At 45.0% G+C, this 18,420-nt stretch carries 20 protein-coding genes and 1 pseudogene; 12 read left to right on the top strand and 9 right to left on the bottom strand.

Annotated features, from left to right (window positions below; all coding sequences use genetic code 11):
* The first annotated feature begins 14 nt into the window (after positions 1-14).
* Complete coding sequence (locus tag Q9R36_RS19210) at positions 15-890, top strand: DUF2785 domain-containing protein (RefSeq protein ID WP_311225737.1); 876 nt, start codon at positions 15-17, stop codon at positions 888-890.
* Positions 891-929: 39 nt separating this feature from the next.
* On the opposite strand, the gene Q9R36_RS19205 is transcribed toward Q9R36_RS19210, so the two are convergent.
* Positions 930-2,063: a sensor histidine kinase gene (locus tag Q9R36_RS19205; RefSeq protein WP_009793213.1), complete on the bottom strand. Its 1,134-nt coding sequence runs from the start codon at positions 2,061-2,063 to the stop codon at positions 930-932.
* A gap of 433 nt (positions 2,064-2,496) precedes the next feature.
* Between Q9R36_RS19205 and Q9R36_RS19200 the strand changes: the two genes are divergently transcribed.
* The 7 genes from Q9R36_RS19200 (at position 2,497) to Q9R36_RS19170 (ending at position 10,038) form a co-directional block, all read left to right on the top strand.
* Positions 2,497-3,405 carry an ABC transporter ATP-binding protein gene (locus Q9R36_RS19200; RefSeq protein ID WP_311225736.1) on the top strand — a complete coding sequence of 303 codons (909 nt, stop codon included), beginning with the start codon at positions 2,497-2,499 and terminating at the stop codon, positions 3,403-3,405.
* Positions 3,398-4,351 (top strand): ABC transporter permease, encoded by a 954-nt coding sequence (locus Q9R36_RS19195; RefSeq protein ID WP_311225735.1) that lies wholly within the window; start codon positions 3,398-3,400, stop codon positions 4,349-4,351. Before Q9R36_RS19200 ends, Q9R36_RS19195 begins: the two co-directional genes overlap by 8 nt.
* Before the next feature lie 819 nt (positions 4,352-5,170).
* Positions 5,171-5,623 (top strand): HIT family protein, encoded by a 453-nt coding sequence (locus Q9R36_RS19190; RefSeq protein WP_148949266.1) that lies wholly within the window; start codon positions 5,171-5,173, stop codon positions 5,621-5,623.
* A complete protein-coding gene (locus Q9R36_RS19185) occupies positions 5,616-6,425 on the top strand; it encodes a PP2C family serine/threonine-protein phosphatase (protein WP_306009250.1) in 810 nt (269 codons plus the stop codon). Before Q9R36_RS19190 ends, Q9R36_RS19185 begins: the two co-directional genes overlap by 8 nt.
* 40 nt (positions 6,426-6,465) lie before the next feature.
* Positions 6,466-6,873: a hypothetical protein gene (locus Q9R36_RS19180; protein ID WP_009793219.1), complete on the top strand. Its 408-nt coding sequence runs from the start codon at positions 6,466-6,468 to the stop codon at positions 6,871-6,873.
* A 148-nt stretch (positions 6,874-7,021) separates the two neighbouring features.
* A complete protein-coding gene (locus tag Q9R36_RS19175) occupies positions 7,022-9,202 on the top strand; it encodes a malate synthase G (RefSeq protein WP_311225734.1) in 2,181 nt (726 codons plus the stop codon).
* Between the two features lie 218 nt (positions 9,203-9,420).
* The gene (locus tag Q9R36_RS19170) at positions 9,421-10,038 is read left to right on the top strand and encodes a hypothetical protein (protein ID WP_311225733.1); all 618 of its coding nucleotides are present in this window, start codon (positions 9,421-9,423) and stop codon (positions 10,036-10,038) included.
* Positions 10,039-10,079: 41 nt separating this feature from the next.
* Here Q9R36_RS19170 and Q9R36_RS19165 read toward each other — a convergent pair whose 3' ends face one another.
* Positions 10,080-10,454: a nucleotide excision repair endonuclease gene (locus Q9R36_RS19165; protein ID WP_009793222.1), complete on the bottom strand. Its 375-nt coding sequence runs from the start codon at positions 10,452-10,454 to the stop codon at positions 10,080-10,082.
* A gap of 187 nt (positions 10,455-10,641) precedes the next feature.
* Between Q9R36_RS19165 and Q9R36_RS19160 the strand changes: the two genes are divergently transcribed.
* The gene (locus tag Q9R36_RS19160) at positions 10,642-11,175 is read left to right on the top strand and encodes an RNA polymerase sigma factor (RefSeq protein WP_311225732.1); all 534 of its coding nucleotides are present in this window, start codon (positions 10,642-10,644) and stop codon (positions 11,173-11,175) included.
* Positions 11,159-12,070 (top strand): hypothetical protein, encoded by a 912-nt coding sequence (locus tag Q9R36_RS19155; protein ID WP_311225731.1) that lies wholly within the window; start codon positions 11,159-11,161, stop codon positions 12,068-12,070. Before Q9R36_RS19160 ends, Q9R36_RS19155 begins: the two co-directional genes overlap by 17 nt.
* A gap of 407 nt (positions 12,071-12,477) precedes the next feature.
* Here the strand turns inward: Q9R36_RS19155 and Q9R36_RS19150 are convergent, their stop codons facing one another.
* Both Q9R36_RS19150 and Q9R36_RS19145 read right to left on the bottom strand, forming a co-directional pair.
* Positions 12,478-12,969, bottom strand: coding sequence for a GNAT family N-acetyltransferase (locus tag Q9R36_RS19150; protein WP_009793226.1), 492 nt, complete (start codon positions 12,967-12,969; stop codon positions 12,478-12,480).
* A gap of 155 nt (positions 12,970-13,124) precedes the next feature.
* Positions 13,125-13,298, bottom strand: a pseudogene (locus Q9R36_RS19145) (YozQ family protein); the annotation flags it as partial.
* A 111-nt stretch (positions 13,299-13,409) separates the two neighbouring features.
* Here Q9R36_RS19145 and Q9R36_RS19140 point away from each other — a divergent pair.
* Positions 13,410-13,550, top strand: a complete 141-nt coding sequence (locus tag Q9R36_RS19140) for a hypothetical protein (RefSeq protein ID WP_022544018.1) — start codon at positions 13,410-13,412, stop codon at positions 13,548-13,550.
* Positions 13,551-14,150: 600 nt separating this feature from the next.
* Here the strand turns inward: Q9R36_RS19140 and Q9R36_RS19135 are convergent.
* The 4 genes from Q9R36_RS19135 to Q9R36_RS19120 all read right to left on the bottom strand — a co-directional run bounded on the left by Q9R36_RS19135 (position 14,151) and on the right by Q9R36_RS19120 (position 16,028).
* Positions 14,151-14,261 carry a hypothetical protein gene (locus Q9R36_RS19135; RefSeq protein ID WP_022544017.1) on the bottom strand — a complete coding sequence of 37 codons (111 nt, stop codon included), beginning with the start codon at positions 14,259-14,261 and terminating at the stop codon, positions 14,151-14,153.
* A 57-nt stretch (positions 14,262-14,318) separates the two neighbouring features.
* Entirely contained in the window at positions 14,319-15,203 is an 885-nt protein-coding gene (locus Q9R36_RS19130) for a PIG-L deacetylase family protein (RefSeq protein ID WP_224950702.1), read from the bottom strand.
* Between the two features lie 149 nt (positions 15,204-15,352).
* Entirely contained in the window at positions 15,353-15,532 is a 180-nt protein-coding gene (locus tag Q9R36_RS19125; RefSeq protein ID WP_009793231.1) for a DUF8096 family protein, read from the bottom strand.
* A gap of 121 nt (positions 15,533-15,653) precedes the next feature.
* The gene (locus Q9R36_RS19120; RefSeq protein WP_101548274.1) at positions 15,654-16,028 is read right to left on the bottom strand and encodes a hypothetical protein; all 375 of its coding nucleotides are present in this window, start codon (positions 16,026-16,028) and stop codon (positions 15,654-15,656) included.
* Between the two features lie 146 nt (positions 16,029-16,174).
* Between Q9R36_RS19120 and Q9R36_RS19115 the strand changes: the two genes are divergently transcribed.
* Entirely contained in the window at positions 16,175-16,990 is an 816-nt protein-coding gene (locus Q9R36_RS19115; RefSeq protein ID WP_311225730.1) for a metallophosphoesterase, read from the top strand.
* A 510-nt stretch (positions 16,991-17,500) separates the two neighbouring features.
* Here the strand turns inward: Q9R36_RS19115 and Q9R36_RS19110 are convergent.
* The gene (locus Q9R36_RS19110) at positions 17,501-18,316 is read right to left on the bottom strand and encodes a helix-turn-helix domain-containing protein (RefSeq protein WP_396137124.1); all 816 of its coding nucleotides are present in this window, start codon (positions 18,314-18,316) and stop codon (positions 17,501-17,503) included.
* Positions 18,317-18,420: the final 104 nt, after the last annotated feature.

Raw genomic sequence — 18,420 nt, 5'->3', positions numbered from 1 at the left:
AGGGGGGAAGAAGTATGGCTTTCAAAGAAAATGCGCCGGAGAAATCGTATAAGCTTAAGGAGAGATTAGAAGAATTATATGATGCTGCACTAACAGAATCGGAACTAATGAATTTGGCAAAAGCTATGCTTGAAGAAATTGGATCAGCTGATCCATATCTGCGGGATCATCTGATTTACTCCAGCTTTGCCCGGCTTATTGGAGAAGGCAGCTTTTCACATATAATGCTTGAAAAAATCCTTGCCGTCTGCCAGGATGTCAGTCATTTATTTTACCATCTCGGGGCAGAGGGAGATGACAGCGTGTTTACCCGCAGTTTTTCTTCCCTGGTGCTGGCATTGGTTATTCAAAAAGATGCTGCAGAGAGATTTCTTTCCGATCAAACAGTTCAGTATACATATGGAAAAACATTGGAATATATGAAGAAAGAAAAAGACCTTCGGGGGTATGTGCAAGAAAAGGGCTGGGCACACAGCATGGCTCATGCAGCAGACCTCTTAAATGAGCTCGTCCGCCACCCGGTTATCTCCTGCAGCGAGCAGCTGCTCTTACAGGGGATGGATGTGATTTTTCATTGTGTATCAAGGAACGACGGCGTTTATACTGATGATGAACCCGAACGGCTCGTTTTCCCGCTCACGGCTATCTTTGAAAAATCAAATGAAAACACCTTGGCCAATAAATTGAATGAGCTGTCTCTATACGAGGAGGACACCAGAAAAAGCAAAAGTGATGGAAACGCCTATTATCATCTCAGGACCAATTTGATGATGTTTTATAAATCATTGTATTTCAGACTGAAATGGATTGATATATTTCCTGCTGGAAGGGATCTCCTTGAAGCGCATATCCGGAGACTCCATATTGAAGTCTATGGGGAGAAATTCTAAGAAGGGAATACAAAAGGAGGAGAAGAATCTGCTTCTCCTCTAAAATCTTTCATTTTTGGCAGAAGGGCTGAAAACAGGGAAAGAAAAGTAAAAGGTGGTGCCTGCCCCGACTTTGCTCTCGACTTTGATTGTTCCCTTCATAGCTTTGACGATGCTGAATACAACCATCATCCCCAGGCCGGTCCCTTTTGAGCCTTTCGTAGAATAATAAGGCTCGCCGAGCTTCTGCAGCTGTTCAGGAGTCATACCGACGCCGGTATCCTTGACCGATATTGAAATATGGCTTTTCGTATAATTGGTCTCGACAAGGAGGTCGCCGCCTTTAGGCATCGCTTCAATGGCATTTTTCAGGACATTGAGAATCGACTGGTGGAATTTCTGCCGGTCTCCTTCAATGGAACCAAGGATGGCAAAATTGGCTGTAATCCTGACAGAATTCTGATTAGCGAGTGGTGTCAGAATGTTGATTACCTGCGTGATTTCTTTTTTTACGTTAATTTCCTCTATATAGTCGAGGGAAGGTTTTGTGAAAGTTAAATAATCTTTTATAACCCTTTCTGCTGATTCAAGCTCGCCTTTAACGATATGCAGATACTCCCTTCTTTTTTCAAGGGGCTGAGGGTGCTCGATCAATAGCTGTACAAAGCCTGCCGCAGCTGTCAAAGGGTTGCGGATTTCATGTGAAATCGCGGCACCCATCTGCTCAACAGCTTCCAGCTTTTCAGTTTTTATCAGTTTCTTCTTGAGCTCAAGATCCTTTCTGACATATTCAATGATATAGGAAATCATTGCGACCCCGACAGTTGGGACCGCCAGATGAGCGGCCCAGGCATCAAGCCTGCTTTCAGGTGAAGACCATATCTCCATGGCAATGACTGTCACTACACTTAAAATAACAGTCAAGAGGACCGAAAAGGCAATCCTTTTTGGGGGAGGCTGTATTTTGAATCTAGGATAAATGCGCCACAGTAAAAATCCGAGCGGCACATACAAAAGAACATTGAGCCAGAAACCGGTACCAAGTCCAAAGAACGAGCGGAAGACAATGGCAATCACGCTGAGCCAAGGGCCAAGGCCGGCATACAAGCCGCCGATCAAAACCGGGATGAGCCTCAGGTCAAATTGGAAGTCGGACGAGGATTTAAAAGAAAACTGCAGGCTCATCCAAAGCATCAGTGATAGCCATATAAGGGACGACACGCGGGAAAAAGAGATTCTTTGCCTTCTCTCTGACCAAACCAATGAGAAAAAAAGAAGAATGATAATCAACGCCAAATTGAAAAACAAGTGCCTGGTTATTTCCATTTATTTCACCGCATTTTTGTATGTATATTAAAAATATTATAATTTTTTGTCAAAAGAAACAATACAATTAGCTTAATTTGACGAATATATTAACAGTTTCCCTAAAATAGTCATATAAAGACTGGGGCAGCTTTTAAGCCAGCAAGCATTGAATGCCTGTCTGGGAAAGCCAGTTTGCTTAGTCTATCAAACAATCCAAATGGTGAAAAAGAGAGGAAATATTAAAAACTGCTAAAAAAATGAACCTTTTTCCAGCCTCTTCCGTATTATGGTTAGAACGAGAATGATAGGAGGCACAGTTTTGGATCCCATTTTGAAGCTGGACAATGTAAAAAAAGTGATCAAAGGAAAAGAAATCATCAAAGGACTCAGTTTTTCTGTAAACGAAGGAGAGGTATTCGGCTTTCTCGGCCCCAATGGCGCCGGTAAAACGACGACGATCAGGATGATTGTCGGCCTGATCGGGATTACAGAAGGTGACGTGGTTGTCTGCGGGAAAAGCATCCGCAAGGACTTTGCCGGTGCCGTTAGCCACATTGGTGCAATTGTGGAGAACCCGGAAATGTACAAGTTTCTGACCGGCTACCAGAACCTTATGCAATATGCACGGATGCAAAAAGATATCTCTAAAAAGAAGATTGACGAAGTAGTTGGGCTGGTCGGTCTGCAGGATAGGATCCATGACAAGGTGCGCACCTATTCGCTCGGTATGCGGCAGCGGCTCGGACTGGCGCAATGCCTGCTTCATGATCCGAAACTCCTGATCCTGGATGAGCCGACGAACGGCCTGGATCCTGCCGGGATAAGGGAAATCAGGGACCATCTGAAAATGCTCACCAGGGAAAAAGGCATGAGTGTTATCGTATCGAGCCACTTGCTATCAGAAATGGAAATGATGTGCGACCGGATTGCCATCATCCAGGATGGCCGGCTGGCAGAAGTGCAGCAGGTAAATGATTTTGTGCAGACCGGGTCGATTTACGCTTTTGAAACAGGCGATCTCAGCCAGGCATCGTCTCTTTTAGAAGACAAATTCGGCATTGTCCGCACAGCAGATGGTTTTACAGCGGGCTGCACAAGAGACGAAGTGCCTGTTATCGTCGAAAGCCTTGTTGAACGCGGAATAGCGGTCTACGGGGTGAGAGCGGCTTCGCAAACATTGGAAGACAGATTCCTTGAAGTGACGGCTGGGGGTGTCAAGCATGGGTAGTTTAATCAAGAATGAATGGATAAAAATTTTCCGCAGAACAGGTACGCTTGTTATGGTCGGGCTTGTTATACTCTTTACAATGGTCTATGCCGGATTTGAGAAATATGACCAAGTAAAGAATGGCGGAGAGGAGCCGCAGGCTGACTGGAAGCAGACTATGGAACAAAGCATCCAGACTGACAAAACTGAGATGGAAGAAAATTTCAACGCCAATCTGGATATGTTCTATAAACGGCAAATTGCCATCAAGGAATACCAGGTTGAGAATGATATCCCTCCCCAAACCGGATATTCGGTATGGTCTTTCGTAGAGAAAGCCCAGGCATTGATATCCTTTGCAGGCCTCTTTACCATCATCGTAGCTGCAGGCATCGTCGCCTCTGAATTTTCATGGGGAACAATCAAGCTCCTGCTGATCCGGCCAATCAGCAGATCGAAAATCCTGCTGTCCAAATACATAACCGTCTTTTTGTTCGGGCTTTTCATGCTGGCTTTGATATACGGGCTGGCCACATTGCTCGGTGTGATTCTGTTCGGTCTTCCATCTGAACAAATTCCTCATCTTGCCTATTCGGGTGGAGAAGTGGTTGAAAGGGGCATAGCGGGACATCTCGCAGTTTCCTATCTGCTCGCAAGTATTGATGTGCTGCTTGTCGCAACGATGGCATTCATGATATCAGCGGTTTTTCGCAACAGTTCACTTGCCATCGGCCTTTCCCTGTTTCTGCTTTTCACAGGAGGGACGGCAACATTTATTCTGGCAGGTCTTTTCGATTGGGCAAAATATATTCTTTTTGCCAACACGGATCTGACTGTTTATTTCGACGGAGTACCACCTGTGGAAGGAATGACGCTCACCTTTTCGGTCATCGTCCTGCTTGTGTATTTCACCATTTTCCATGCGCTTGCCTTCTGGCTGTTCAATAAAAGGGATGTATCAGCATAAAAAAGAGGAAGCCGGACATTTTCTGTCCGGCTTATTTAGTTAGCAGAAGAATGAGTTAAGATCTTAATGGTCAAAGCTGGAGGGTGCTAGTGCGGGGAACCAGGACCGTCTAAATCGGAAAAAGAGAAATAGAGGGTGTTAGTGAGGGGAAGCAGTACCGTCTAAATTGGAAAAAGAGAGTCAGAGGGTGTTAGTCGGGGGAACTAGGACCGTCTAAATTGGAAAAAGAGAATTAGAGGGTGTTAGTCGGGGGAACTAGGACCGTCTAAATTGGAAAAAGGGAATCAGAGGGTGTTAGTCGGGGGAACTAGGACCGTCTAAATTGGAAAAAGAGAATCAGAGGGTGTTAGTCAGGGGAACTAAGACCGTCTAAATTGAAAAAAGGGAATCAGAGGGTGTTAGTCGGGGGAACTAAGACCGTCTAAATTGAAAAAAGAGAATCAGAGGGTGTTAGTCGGGGGAACTAAGACCGTCTAAATTGAAAAAAGAAAAATAGAGGGTATTAGTCGGGGGAACTAGGACCGTCTAAATTGGAAAAAGAGAATTAGAGGGTGTTAGTCGGGGGAACTAGGACCGTCTAAATTGGAAAAAGAGAATTAGAGGGTGTTAGTCCAAGAAACTAGAGCCCTCTAAACTGAAAAAGAGTCATAGACGGTGCTTCTGAAAAGAACTTCTGCCCACTAAGCCCCAAAAAAAGGGGATGATGCCAGCTCTAACGCCTGAATCCACTCCTTCAATCAAAAAAGCTATAATATCAGAAAATATAGACAACAACCAGCGGAAGTTATAATATACCAATTATCAAAGGAGGGAAATCGTATGGGTGATTGCTTTATTTGCAATAAGCACCAGGGGAAAATCAACACTTCAGGAAGTGTAATCTATGAGGATGAGTTTGTTTATGTTGGACATATTGACGGAGGCGGAAAGCCCGTTTATCTTGGACATTTGATGATTGACTTGAAAAGGCATGCACCGACACTGGCGGATTTAACGATGGGGGAAGCATCGGCTTTTGGGAAATCTATGGCGAGGATTAGCCGGGCCTTAATGGAAAGCGAGGGAGCAGAGCATATTTATTCTCTTGTATCAGGTAACGCCGTTCCTCATCTGCATATGCATTTGGTGCCGCGCTACCCGGGCACACCGGAAAAACACTGGGGGCCGATGAGTGTGTATGACTGGGAGCAGGCTCCGATGGGAGATGAAGAGGAGGTCAGTGAAATCTGCCGCAGGATCAAGTCTTACCTCGAGGAGCAAAAACATGATTGATATTTGCTGGACCGGGAAGGAAGCACCTTACCTGGATGATCCAGATGTCAGGCAGGAAGCCCACATCACGATAGGGCGGTTTGGCGGAAATACAGAGGCCGGCCAGTATAAAAATGAGGATGGCTGCCTTGTCTGGGCTGATGGAAATCGGGAATGGGAGTTTGCCATAATACTGGATGCCCATGAATCAGCAGAAAGTGCAGAGCTGGTTCTGCAGCATATTCAGTCAAAAAAGGCAGACATATTAGAAATACTGATGCTTCCAGCTGATGCTGCAATACCTGGTGTGGAAAAGTTTATATTGGCCCTTCTGGCTTCTGAAGCGTTCAGGTTGGAATGCAGCAAGGTACAAGGAGAAACGGCCTGCCTGTTTGCTTTTCGGAAAGGTCAGTATCTTTGGTGGCTGTCTATCGGTGATTGTGTGCTATTCCTCTTTCACCCCGAACTGGCGGCTATGGGGCAGCATCAGCTGAACCAGCGGCAATTTTTTGAATGGACAGGAAGGGCCAATGCTTTTGATTTGTCTGTTCCCTGTTATACAACAGGAAGGAGGGAGCTCAGAGCAGGCATAAATACCATCTTCCTTACGACCGATGGCCTCCTTGAATGCCCTGGATTGCCGTATGAAAACCCGGAAAAGATCATGTCGGCATTGAAGTATGCTTCAGATGGGCAGGGTGTGAAAGAAATGCTAGATGTAATTAAGGCACATCAAGTCCGGGACAGTACTACGATCATCTCCTGGGAGGCGAGTTCTTCCAGCAGGCCATTAATGCCGGGAAACCTTTCAAGCAAGGGATAATATTCCGCAGGATGGGCAACATACAGGCGGAGGGCTGCCGATGGCCAAGTTAAAGCATATACAGCAGGATACCAATATTGAAAGCTACTATATAACTTTATGTGATGTTTATTTTTATCATCTCCCCGGAGAATCGGAAAAGGAAGAGCAGCGGCTGGAGGCTGCTGTTGAAACTTTATCGAGCTTGATTTATCATGCCATCAGCATAGACGGGACAACAATCAGGGAAATGGACAACAGCCGGTATGAGAAGGAGTACAAGCGGTTCTATACAGATATTATGAGGGCGATCAGAGAATGTTCGCAGAACGAAGTGGACTTTGGCGAATTTCTCGAAATATTGGACGAAATTATCAGCGCCGCCATTCTTCTTGCTAATGCATTCGAAAAAATTGATAAGGTAAAAGAAGAAGCCGCACAAGAAGATGAAGAAGAGGAAGAAGAATGACCGGTTCCGGATAGGGCCGGTCTTATTTCTGTTCATTAAAGTTTTAATTTTAAAAAAATAATTGTAAAGACTTCTTTTTTTATGCTATTCTGTACTATAACAGATTAGAGAAGCAGCGTTGTGTAATATAAATCAAAGGAGGATAAGGATGGCAAACTATCGGAAAATCGGAAGCTTGCAGGTGGATGAGGCTCTGCATCAATTTTTACAGAAGGAGGCGCTTCCCGGGACCGGCCTGGAAGAAAAAGCATTCTGGAATGGTTTTGAAAAGCTGATTGAAGTGCTTACACCAGAGAACAAAAGACTGCTGGCCAAAAGGGAGGAGCTGCAAAGGGAGCTTGACCGCTACCATTCTGAAAAACGCGACGACTTCAGCTTTGAGGCGTATAAACAGTTCCTGCTCGATCTCGGTTATCTGCTCCCGGAGCCGGGAGCATTCAAGATCCGCACGGAAAATGTGGATGACGAGATTGCCCTGCAGGCAGGTCCGCAGCTGGTTGTGCCGGTCAATAACAGCAGATACAGCATCAATGCGGCCAATGCACGCTGGGGGAGCTTGTATGACGCCTTATATGGGACAGATGCGATCAGTGAAGAAGGCGGAGCAGAAAGGTCAATCGAGTATAATCGTGTGCGCGGAAATAAAGTAATTGAATTCGCAAAGGGATTTCTTGATCGGGCTGCCGCTCTTGACGGTGCCTCCCATAAGGAAGCTGTCAGGTATTCAGCGAAGGAAGGCAGTTTGGTCATTACTTTGAAGGATGGGTCATCCTCAAAATTAAAAGATCAGGAAGCTTTTGCCGGTTACAGGGGAGATAAGGATCATCCCGAGGCTGTATTGCTGAAGCATCATGGACTTCATTTTGAGATCCAGATTGACCGTGCATCTGATATTGGAAAAAGTGATCCGGCAGGCATAAAAGATATTCTTTTGGAAGCAGCTGTTACAGTGATCATGGATTGCGAGGACTCAGTTGCGGCTGTTGATGCGGAGGACAAGGTGCTCGTATACAGGAATTGGCTAGGGTTGATGAAAGGGGAGCTCAGCGCAGATTTCTCAAAGGGCGGTAAGATCATATCTAGGAAACTGAACGGTGTCAGGCACTATCGGGATCCTGAAGGCAATCTTTTTTCCCTGCCAGGCAGATCGCTTCTGTTTGTCCGCAATGTCGGCCATCTGATGACCAATCCGGCAGTTCTGGATAAGGAAGGAAATGAAGTGCACGAAGGAATCCTTGATGCTGTCTTTACGAGTCTGGCAGGGATGCATTCTCTTTTAAACACAGAGGAACCGGCTAACTCCAGGAAAGGGTCTATTTATATCGTTAAGCCTAAAATGCATGGGCCGGAGGAAGTTGCGTTTGCAGGGGAGCTTTTTGATAAAACAGAGGATTTGCTCGGGCTTGATAGGAATACCTTGAAGATCGGCCTGATGGATGAAGAGCGCAGAACCTCACTGAATTTAAAGAGTTGTATAAAAGAAGTCAAAGACCGCATCGTGTTCATCAATACAGGCTTCCTTGACCGGACAGGGGACGAAATCCATTCAAGCATGGAAGCGGGCCCGATGGAGCGTAAAGGAGAAATGAAAAAGTCCAATTGGCTGCAGGCATACGAAACATCCAATGTTTCAACAGGACTGTCAGCCGGTTTTTCAGGCAAGGCTCAAATAGGCAAAGGCATGTGGGCTATGCCTGACAAAATGAAAGAGATGCTCGAGCAGAAGGGTGCCCAGCTCAAGACCGGGGCTAATACTGCCTGGGTGCCGTCACCGTCAGCGGCCGTCCTTCATGCATTGCATTACCATCAGATTAATGTAAAAGGTATCCAGGAAAAAGAGTGTCAAAACCCGTCCCTGTATAGAGATGAAATGCTGTCAATACCGGTGGAAGCCTGCGGATCCTGGTCATCTGAAGAAATCCAGGTGGAAATCGAAAATAATGCCCAGGGTATTCTTGGATATGTGGTCCGCTGGGTGGAACAGGGCATTGGCTGCTCAAAAGTGCCGGATATTCATGATGTCGGCCTGATGGAGGACCGTGCCACTTTGAGGATATCAAGCCAGCATCTGGCCAACTGGATCCACCATAAAATTGTTTCTAGAGAGCAGGTCATGAATGCATTAAAGAAAATGGCGAAGATAGTTGATGCACAAAATGAGAATGAGCCGGGCTATAAGAGGATGTCTGATGATTTCAGCACTTCAGTGGCATTCCAGGCGGCCTGTGAGCTGATCTTTGAGGGGAGAAATCAGCCTAATGGCTATACAGAGCCTATTTTGCATAAAAGGAGACTGGAGGCAAAGTCAAAAATGGCTGTCCGGCAGTAAGGTAGAACGGATTTTAAAAACCAATATGGTAAGTCAGCAGGCAGCGCCGCCGTTTTCATCCGGCTCGTCAGTGTGACATGGAGTGATTCCTTGTGCAGCCGCACTCAGCTGCTGATTGCTTCTGCGGGATGGTCTTGGCAAGCGCTTGAAGAAAATTGACCGTTTCGGATTCTCTCAGGTAAAATTTAGATATTCTTACAGAAATTGAGGGGGTCTTATTGAAGCATATGAAACTGGTATTAGTATTGACTGGCCTGATCATGATGAGCGCTGCCTGTTCCGGAGCAGCGGAAAGCGAGCCAGCTTCAGATAAAATGACAGCAGCTCCTGTAAAAAATGCAATAGAGGAAGTGGATGCTGCAGGGGAGGAAAAGGATGCTGAAGAGGCGGCAGAGAAGGAAAGCTTTATCGCCAACGGAAAGGAATGGCAGCTCGGATTTACCGATTCTCAAAACGGGCTGCTCAAAGAATATGTCCTTGCGGGAGAAACGGTCGACAACTGGTCTGAGCTGATCACAGTCCAGCGCTTCAGCAATCCGAATGGGGCTCGTGTACAGGATTATGCTGCTCAATTTAAAGCTACTCTTGAGAAGTCTGTAGCCGGAAATCTCCGTTTTCAGATCTTAACGGAAGATGCTAAGAATCTGTTTTACGAATTCGAGGTGACAGACGATGCAGTCCATCCTGACCAGTATGAAACAGGCAGGATTGAAAGCGAGGGAGGGGAAATTTGGTTCCTGCACTATGCCATTAAGGTCCCTGAAATAGATAAGAGTGAAAAAGACGCCTGGCTGAATATTATGTCAACAGATGATCTGAAGAACTGGGGAAAATAAGAAAAAACGAAGCAGCGATGCTTCGTTTTTTCTTTCATAGGTTATTTATAAAAAACCTTATCTGTATTATATTTGGCCTGGAGAGTATTGATGATATAGGTCTCATAAATTTCTCTCTCCATTGGGTCTTCTACATAAATCAAGGCAATTTTGTATACATCATGGCGGACATCCTTGATCGGTGAAACAGTGTCTTCAAAATGCTTCTTCACACGCTGCCTCAGTTTACGGGCTTTTCCTACAAACATCAGGTCCTCATTTGAATCAAGGAACAGGATCAATCCTCCTTTATCACGGGGGATTCGGTGGTAATCCGTAAAGCCGTAAAGATTGCTCAGTACGGAGGAGGTCTGTTCATCGGCATGCTTGTTTTTAGTCAGAGTCAAATCCGGATTTGGAATTTCAATTTTTATCATCTTCAGTCACTTCCTTTTCTTTAACTTGTAAATGGTATCATACCGGAAGCCTGATATCCACTATATCCTGATTATTTTACCCTTATATCAAGGATAAAAAAGGTTTTTCAATTTTTCTCTTTTTAAAGTGTCACAGTTTTGTCTTAAAGGCGACTAAGTATATAGAATATGAAAAGCAGGTGAGTGTGTGGGGAATCACAAGGAAAGGCTGATCCTTGAATGGTATGAGCAATACGGCACAGAACTGTTCCGGTTTGTTTGGATTATGCTCGGAACAAAAGAGGGATGTGATGATATTGTACACGATACTTTTCTGAAAGCCTGGTCGGCCATAGATAGATTCGAGGAGAAATCGTCTGTGAAAACCTGGCTGTTTGCCATCGCCAAGCATAAGGTGCTCGATGAAATCCGCCGGCAGAAAAGGAGGGGGATTTTTCTCAGGAGATTAGCCGAAAGCTATATTCCATCTGGTTTGGATGTACAGAAGATTGTGGAGCTGAAGGAGGAAGCAAAAGAACTGATGAAACAGATCCAGGAGCTGAAGCCCAACTACAGGATTGTCATTATTTTAAGCAAGGTAGAGGAATGTACTTCGAAGGAAATCGCTGAAATCCTGGGCTGGTCGGAAGCGAAGGTACGCAAAACTCTTTCGCGCGCCATACAAATGCTGAGGAAGGAAAAGCGGATGAAAGGAGGCGATGGAATTGAAAGGTCAATATGATGACCACGAGTGGAATGCTCTTCGTGAGCTTGTGCCTGGCAGAGATGAAAGCGAGCAATTGAAAAGGAGAATCATGCATTCTGCAAGGAAGGGCAGTCACATAGGGCCAAATTTTTTCAGGGCAGGCTCAATTGCGGCGGCATGCCTGCTTTTCATTGTTTGCGGAGCTCTGCTTTTGCTTTCCCTGCAGGAGTCAAAACTGCCAAAAGATGCTTCTTTTATTATGCTGGGTGGCCACCCCTATACTTGGGACCTGCCGGGGATTAAAGTGAAAACATCGCAAGGTGAAGTTGAGTTTTTAAGGGGAGCGGAGGGGACGGAAACCAAGGCGGGCTTTGGCAAAAACATATCAGACCAGGACATGGACAGCATCGTATCTTCCCGCTCAATGTACGTCAGGCAAGAACTGGAGCATTTCCCTTATAAAACCATAATGTACATTGAGCATGTCAAGATGATGGATACGGCTCTCCGCTATCATTTTTTCATCCAGCCCGATGGCGAAGACTGGGTTTACTTCTCCTTTGATTATCCTAAATTTGAGTATGCAGAAATATTTCAGGCTATTGCCAGCTTGCGGTTCAAAGACGTCGAACCTTACATTCATCCGGAGCCCCTTTATGTCACCCATGGATATGGAGAGATATTGTATCCGGTTGGCCTGACGCCGGTCACTGTCAGCTCCGGTTATGAAGAATACCGGTGGGAGGAGGCTTCGAGCCGCAGCCTTTCGGATTATTTAAAAGCTATAGAGAACAGCCCGGCAGGATGGGAGAAACAGGAATCAGTCGGCAGTTCCGCTAATTATATATCCCATTCCGGACTTGTGGAAGTAGCCATCCGCCTGGAAGGCAATATACTCACTTACACGATTCACTATAACAGACAGGAATAACTGCAGGCTGTTCAGTCACAGCATTTTTTATCAATTATAATGAAAGCCCCGGCATGACTGGTGTTGGGGCTTTTTGTAGGTGGTCTATAACTGGTATAGGTGCCTGTCACCTAAAAAATGACATATTTTGTTGTTTTCATTTTTGTAAAAAGGGTAAAGAGTAGTAAATATCAAATTGTAAGAGGGCGATTATGAACAGCATAGAATACTACATTTTTTTAGAGGAAATCCAACGGATGAAAAAAGAATATAACAGATGTAAAGACAAAGCCTTAAAGTCAGAAATTGTTAAGGATATCGAGCTATTGCAGACTGCGATCAACTGCGTAAGATAAAATGAAATCGTCTAAACCATGAGTTAGGCGATTTTTTGTTTTTTTATAAAGCCGGCATATTGCCGGCCTTTGTCATTTATTGAAGAAATACTGATAAAAAAGGACATCCTGCCATTCCCCGAATTTAAAGCCGACTTCCTTAAATATGCCGATATAGTGAAATCCGAGCCTTTCGTGGAGCCTGACGCTTGCCTCATTTCCGGCAGTGAGGCCGCTGATGATGGTATGGTAGTCCAGGCTGGCTGCGCGGGAGAGCATATCCTCTACCAGACCCTTCCCGATCCCTTTCCCTCTGAAGCGGGATGATATGTATACAGAAAGCTCTGCTGTTTTCTCATAGGCCTGTTTATCGCGGAATGGTCCAATGGAGCAGTAGCCTGCAATTTGGCCATCTTCCTCTGCAACCGTCAGGGGATATCTGCCGCCGTATTTTTCGAACCAGGCCGTCCGATGTTCCAGGCTTTGTTCTTCGAGGTCAAAAGTTGCTGTCAGTGTGCGGATTGCTTCATTATAAATATCAAGAATGTCCGGCAAATCTTCTTTTACTGCTTCACGGATTATCATTTCATTATCCCTCCTGGTACTTATTTTAAAAGAGCAGAAGAAGGAGGGGAAGTTAATTGTCTTATTTCCTGACGACGAAAGGTCTCGGAGTTATCAGCTTTAGAAAGCCGGTATTACGGAATAAAGCTGCTTGCGCAGGCAAGCAGCTTCATTGCCTATTCCTTCAGCTGATCCACAGTTCCCTCATTATAATCATCCCCGACTTGTTCATGGGTTTCAGCGAGACCCTGCCCCAGCTGGGAGTTCCCTTCATAATCGGATGCATTGAAGTATCTGGCGGCAATCTGTGTTGTATCAGGTTGGTTTTTCTTATTATTTTTCAATCGTTCCGCCTCCTTTCATCCATAGTATAAGTAAATTCAAGACAGATTATTTGGCTAGCGGGAATGTACATAATTGGAATCAGGAAAGGGGAAATTACAGTGGAGGAGGTGAGCCTCATGGCTAAAAATCAAAAGGGTGAAGACCGTACAAACGATCTTGGAAGATTTGCCGGAATATCCAAGGAATATGACTTTGAAACAGGAGCGCTTGATACAGCGGTACCGCAAAGTCAAAGGAAGAGTGATCAGAAGAAATAGCACTTTACAGGGTATTTCTTTGAGATAGAAAGCGGACTGGGAACTTTTTCAGAAATAGCGCTTCGAGCAGAGCTGGCTGGGACCGCTATTTTGGTGTTGCTGACATAGTGGTTGCAGCGAGGCTGGCTAGGACCGCTATTTTTGATCTTAGGTGAGATAGTAGTTCCAGCGGTGCTGGCTAGGACCGCTATTTTTGATCTTAGGTGAGATAGTAGTTCCAGCGGTGCTGGCTAGGACCGCTATTTTTGTTTTTGCTGAAATAGTGGTTGCAGCGAGGCTGGCTAGGACCGCTATTATTGATCTTAGGTGAAATAGTGGTTGCAGCGGTGCTGGCTAGGACCGCTATTTGGGATCTTAGCTGAAATAGTGGTTGCAGCGAGGCTGGCTAAGACCGCTATTTTTGATTTTGGCTGAAATAGTGGTTGCAGCGGTGCTGGCTAGGACCGCTATTTTTGATCTTGGGTGAAATAGTGGTTCCAGCGGTGCTGGCTAGGACCGCTATTTGCTGAAATAGTGGTTCCAGCAGAGCCTGCTGGAACCACTATTACGAATCATAGCTGAGCTTTATTTCCTGCCATTCTATTGAACCTATAACTTAAATCATTTCCGCCCCTGATTCTTTTTGGCGTCGTTCTTCTGGAAAGCAGACTCCGTTTCATGGTCTTTTTGGATTTGTTCAATGCTTGAATTTTGGATGCCCTTTTTTGCCACTGCTATCACCGCCTCTCCATATTGATCCTTATATAGGTTGGCATTTCACTATGATTTTCATTCCCGATCAGCTGATTCAGCCAGGTGAAAATACTCCCGGTCAAAAATGCGGTAATAGATGGATGCAGGAATTTTATCATAATACGGCTGCACACTTGAAATCACTTCTTTTTGGGTCCGGTGGGCGAGGAGGACTTTTTTTCGTGAAGCAGCTTCAGTTGCCATCGGGAAAGCGATATCGGGCTCTGGAAGACCCTTGCTGGTATCCTTGGGATACTTCTCCTTGAAAGTTGGAGAGAGCTTAAGGGCCACTTCAATCATCGGCTTCGGCAGAGTAACCATATAATGCCTTTTAACAGAAGAATTCCCCTTGGAAAGCTCTTCCTTTGCCACTTCCCGCACCAGCTGGCCTGTAACCACATGGTCTGGATGGCCGTATAAGCCAATTTCATCATCATAAGAAATCAATGCTGTCGGCTTAATCTCTGTAATCAAGTCTCTGATAACCTGTTTAATCTCCTCACCATTCACTTCTTCTAAGCCTCCATCTGGAAAGTCAAAAATCTCCAGACGGTCCACGCCAATAATTTCAGCAGATTTCTTCACTTCCTTTGTGCGTTCAGCCCCAAGCTTATCCCTTGGGACAACCCCTCCGTCAGGACCTGCTTCGCCCCTGGTGAATACCGTGAGTGCAGTAAATGCATCCTTCTGTTTCCCCAGCTTAGAAAAGGTTCCGCTGACCATAATTTCATCGTCAGGGTGTGCAAACAGAGCAAGCACTCTTTTCGGCTCATTCTCCGGGAAAAGCTCCTGTGACACAGTCACTTCGCCGTCATTGACATAATAGTTGGCATAAATGATGGCAGAAACAGAGCCGAGCAGTAGAAAGATGAAGAGGATCCCCAACAAAACCACCAGCCTTTTTAGTGTTTTTATTTTCATATCAGACGTTCACTCCTTAAAGATTGTGCTAGTCCAGTATATGAGTCGGGGATCAAAGAGATGTAAACAATAATATACAGGTAAATAGAGCGTTTTTTCTTTCATCGAAAAATAAAAGAGACGCAAAATTTGCGCCTCCTACAACAGCTTTATATACTTTTCTTCATTCCGCATTTCCGGCATTCACGGAGAAAAATAAAATCCTTCACCGAGCTTTTGAACAAGGTATTATCGCAATTATCGCATCTCCCGCTTTTTTCGTCAGGATAATCCTTGTAGTCATACACAATACTTGTGTCAAATCCTTTTAGTTCGGTTGTTTCAGTCATGTAATTCACCCGCAAGTTAATTTTTATCTTTTTATCTTAGCAAACTTGGTGCTTTTTCGGTAGGGGAAAATAAGGATGGCTGTTTAGGAAAGACCGAGTATAACTAATGAGCAAGGCCTTTTTAAGCTTCCCTAACACCCATCCGTTCTCGCTTAATCCCATACCAAACCAAAAAAGATCCCCCAATAACAAACAGCGGTTCCAGCCAGTTGGCTTCAGGCCCGTTGGTGATCCGGTGGAGCTGGAAGATCCAGTGGAATACGGCGATGTCGAAGCTCAGGAACAAACCTGTTGCTGCTGTGAATCCATTGAAAAAGGCAGCAGTAAACAGGCGGTGGAAGATGAGCATCAGTATGCCCAGTACACAGACGCCAAAAAATACAGCCCCAATCCGTTCCATGCTGGTTTCGGCCTTTAGGCCATAAGCAAAGGCGTCAATCAGATGGAACAGGTTATCAGCAGCGATGATTCCAATTATAATGCCAAGCAATCTCATAGAAACACTCCTTCTCATTTACCAGAAAGTATATTGTACTATCTTTTTTGTAAAAGAGTCATAGTTTTTTTGAAGACTTCCTTCAACTCCCACTAGGACTTAGGGAATGAGACACTTATACTGGTTAAGTAGGAGGAGATGTGCGAATGCCATTATATTTTTTCTTGATTATTTCTGTCTACCTTGTCTATTCACTGTTTAAAGCAAATAAAAATACAAGTAAAATAGCTGTCAGGACAGTATCAGTCGAACGGCCAGATATTGTGCTTGCCGGCAATAAGATAAAGATTCTTCATTTGTCTGATCTGCATTTGGAGAATATCTCAATCAGCCCAAAGGAACTTTATGAGAGAATAGCCGGAAAGGATATCGACCTTATTGCCCTGACAGGGGATTTCATGGACCGAAAAAGGAGTTTGCCGAAACTGGCCCCTTACCTGCAAATGCTTAATAAACTCGAACCGCGATATGGCATGTACGCTGTTTTTGGCAATCATGATTATGTCCTGAAGGGAAAGAATTTTGCAGCCTTAAAAAAGATCCTTGAGGAAAACGGGTGCAGGACACTGCAGAATGAGCATTCGGTCATTGATATTAATGGAGAAAAGTTAAATATAATTGGAATTGATAATTACAGTACCAAGCATCATGATGTGGCTAAATCATATTTAGGAGTGTCTGATGGGTATAATCTGGTGCTTACGCATGATCCAAATGTTGTCCTTGAGATGAAGGACTATAAATATGATTATCTTTTATCCGGCCACTTCCACGGCGGCCAGATTCACTGGCCCAAACCGTATCATCTGGCTAAGATGGGAAAGCTGGTGCGCATGAATATGGTCAAAGGCTTGCACTATCATAACGGCATGCCTTTCTATATCAGCGAGGGGCTGGGGCAGACAGGGGTTAATATCCGCATCGGCAGCCGGCCTGAAATTACTTTTCATGAGATTGCATAATTTGTAGAAGGGCGCGTGAAGAGCATGCGCCTTTTTGGTGTGTCGAGGGATAGTAAATTTGTCTTTCTGAGGAAATGATAAACTTTTGGACCACCTGTTCAGGTGTGTGCTTTATATTGCAACATGAGTCACTTTAAGTCGGGAATTATAGGTGCAGAGTGCTTCATATCAGTCACATGAGTCACTCTAAGTCTGGATGTATAGTGCAGAGTGCTTCATATCAGCGGCATGAGTCACTCTAATCTGGAAGTATAGTGGTAGAGTGCTTCATATCAGCCACATGAGTCACTCTAAGTCTGGATGTATAGTGCAGAGTGCTTCATATCAGCCACATGAGTCACTCTAAGTCTGGATGTATAGTGCAGAGTGCTTCATATCAGCGGCATGAGTCACTCTAAGTCTGGAATTATAGGTGCAGAGTTCTTCATATCAGTGACAAGAGGCACTCTACACCACTAGAGCCCCTGCAGAGTGCCTCATACCACCAACAATACCTCCCATCCAGAACCCTCAGCTCTTCACGCTCCCCATCCCTCCATATTCCATCCGCCGGTAAACCCCCGGTGCCCTGCCATGCATTTTGCTAAACACCCGGTGAAAATAGGGGTAGGTGCCAAACCCGCACTCTTCCGCAATCTGCTCCAGTGTCATGGTGGTATATTTCATCCTTTCCTCAGCAGCCGCGAGCCTGATTTCCATTGCATATTCCATGATCGTTTTCCCCGTGCTTTCCTTGAAGAGATGCACAGCACGCGAAACGCTCAATCCGGCATGGGCAGCTGCTTCTTCTACTTTAAAAGATGAAAGCGCATGCTCCTCAATGAACCTGAGCATTCTTGTGACTGCATATGGCCTGTGGGCAGAAAGAGACGATTCCTTCAGTGATCTTTCAAGCAAGATGCAGAGTGAGCGGAGAAGATAGTCGGACAGTTCATTAAACTCTTCCTTCGAAGGACGCCTTAATTCAATGATCAGATGTCTCCAGAGGGAAAGCAGCCGCTCATCTGCATCAATCCGTGCCACATCCGGTTTATTAGATCTCTTCCACCAATATTCAATCCATTTACCCTCACAGATAAGATGATAGTCGCCGCTCAAAATAGCCTTATCAGGAAGAAGGCTGTCGACCATCAGTTCATAATGATCCCCAGGCTTGATGAGAAGCAGGTCGCCTTTTTCCAATTTTCTGCGATTGCCTCTGACGATCGCTTCGCATGCTCCTTCTGTCTGCAGACGGATCAGGTAGGAAGGGTAGCCGGACTTATGATGAGAATAAAAGGGCTGTGTATGGTATGAATAGCCGCAAAATAATGTATCCGTTTTCAAAAAATGACCCCCTTCACTCAAAATAGCAAAATAGTGCATGTTTTAATCATATCATGAATGTTCAAATAATTGATGGTCACTTATGATGGAATCAAATAGTTTAT

This window comes from Bacillus sp. AG4(2022) (assembly GCF_031844465.1).
Taxonomy (GTDB): Bacteria; Bacillota; Bacilli; order Bacillales; family Cytobacillaceae; genus Bacillus_AB; species Bacillus_AB infantis.
The sequence above is the reverse complement of the archived record's forward strand: the minus strand, read 5'-3'. Positions and strand labels throughout refer to the sequence as shown.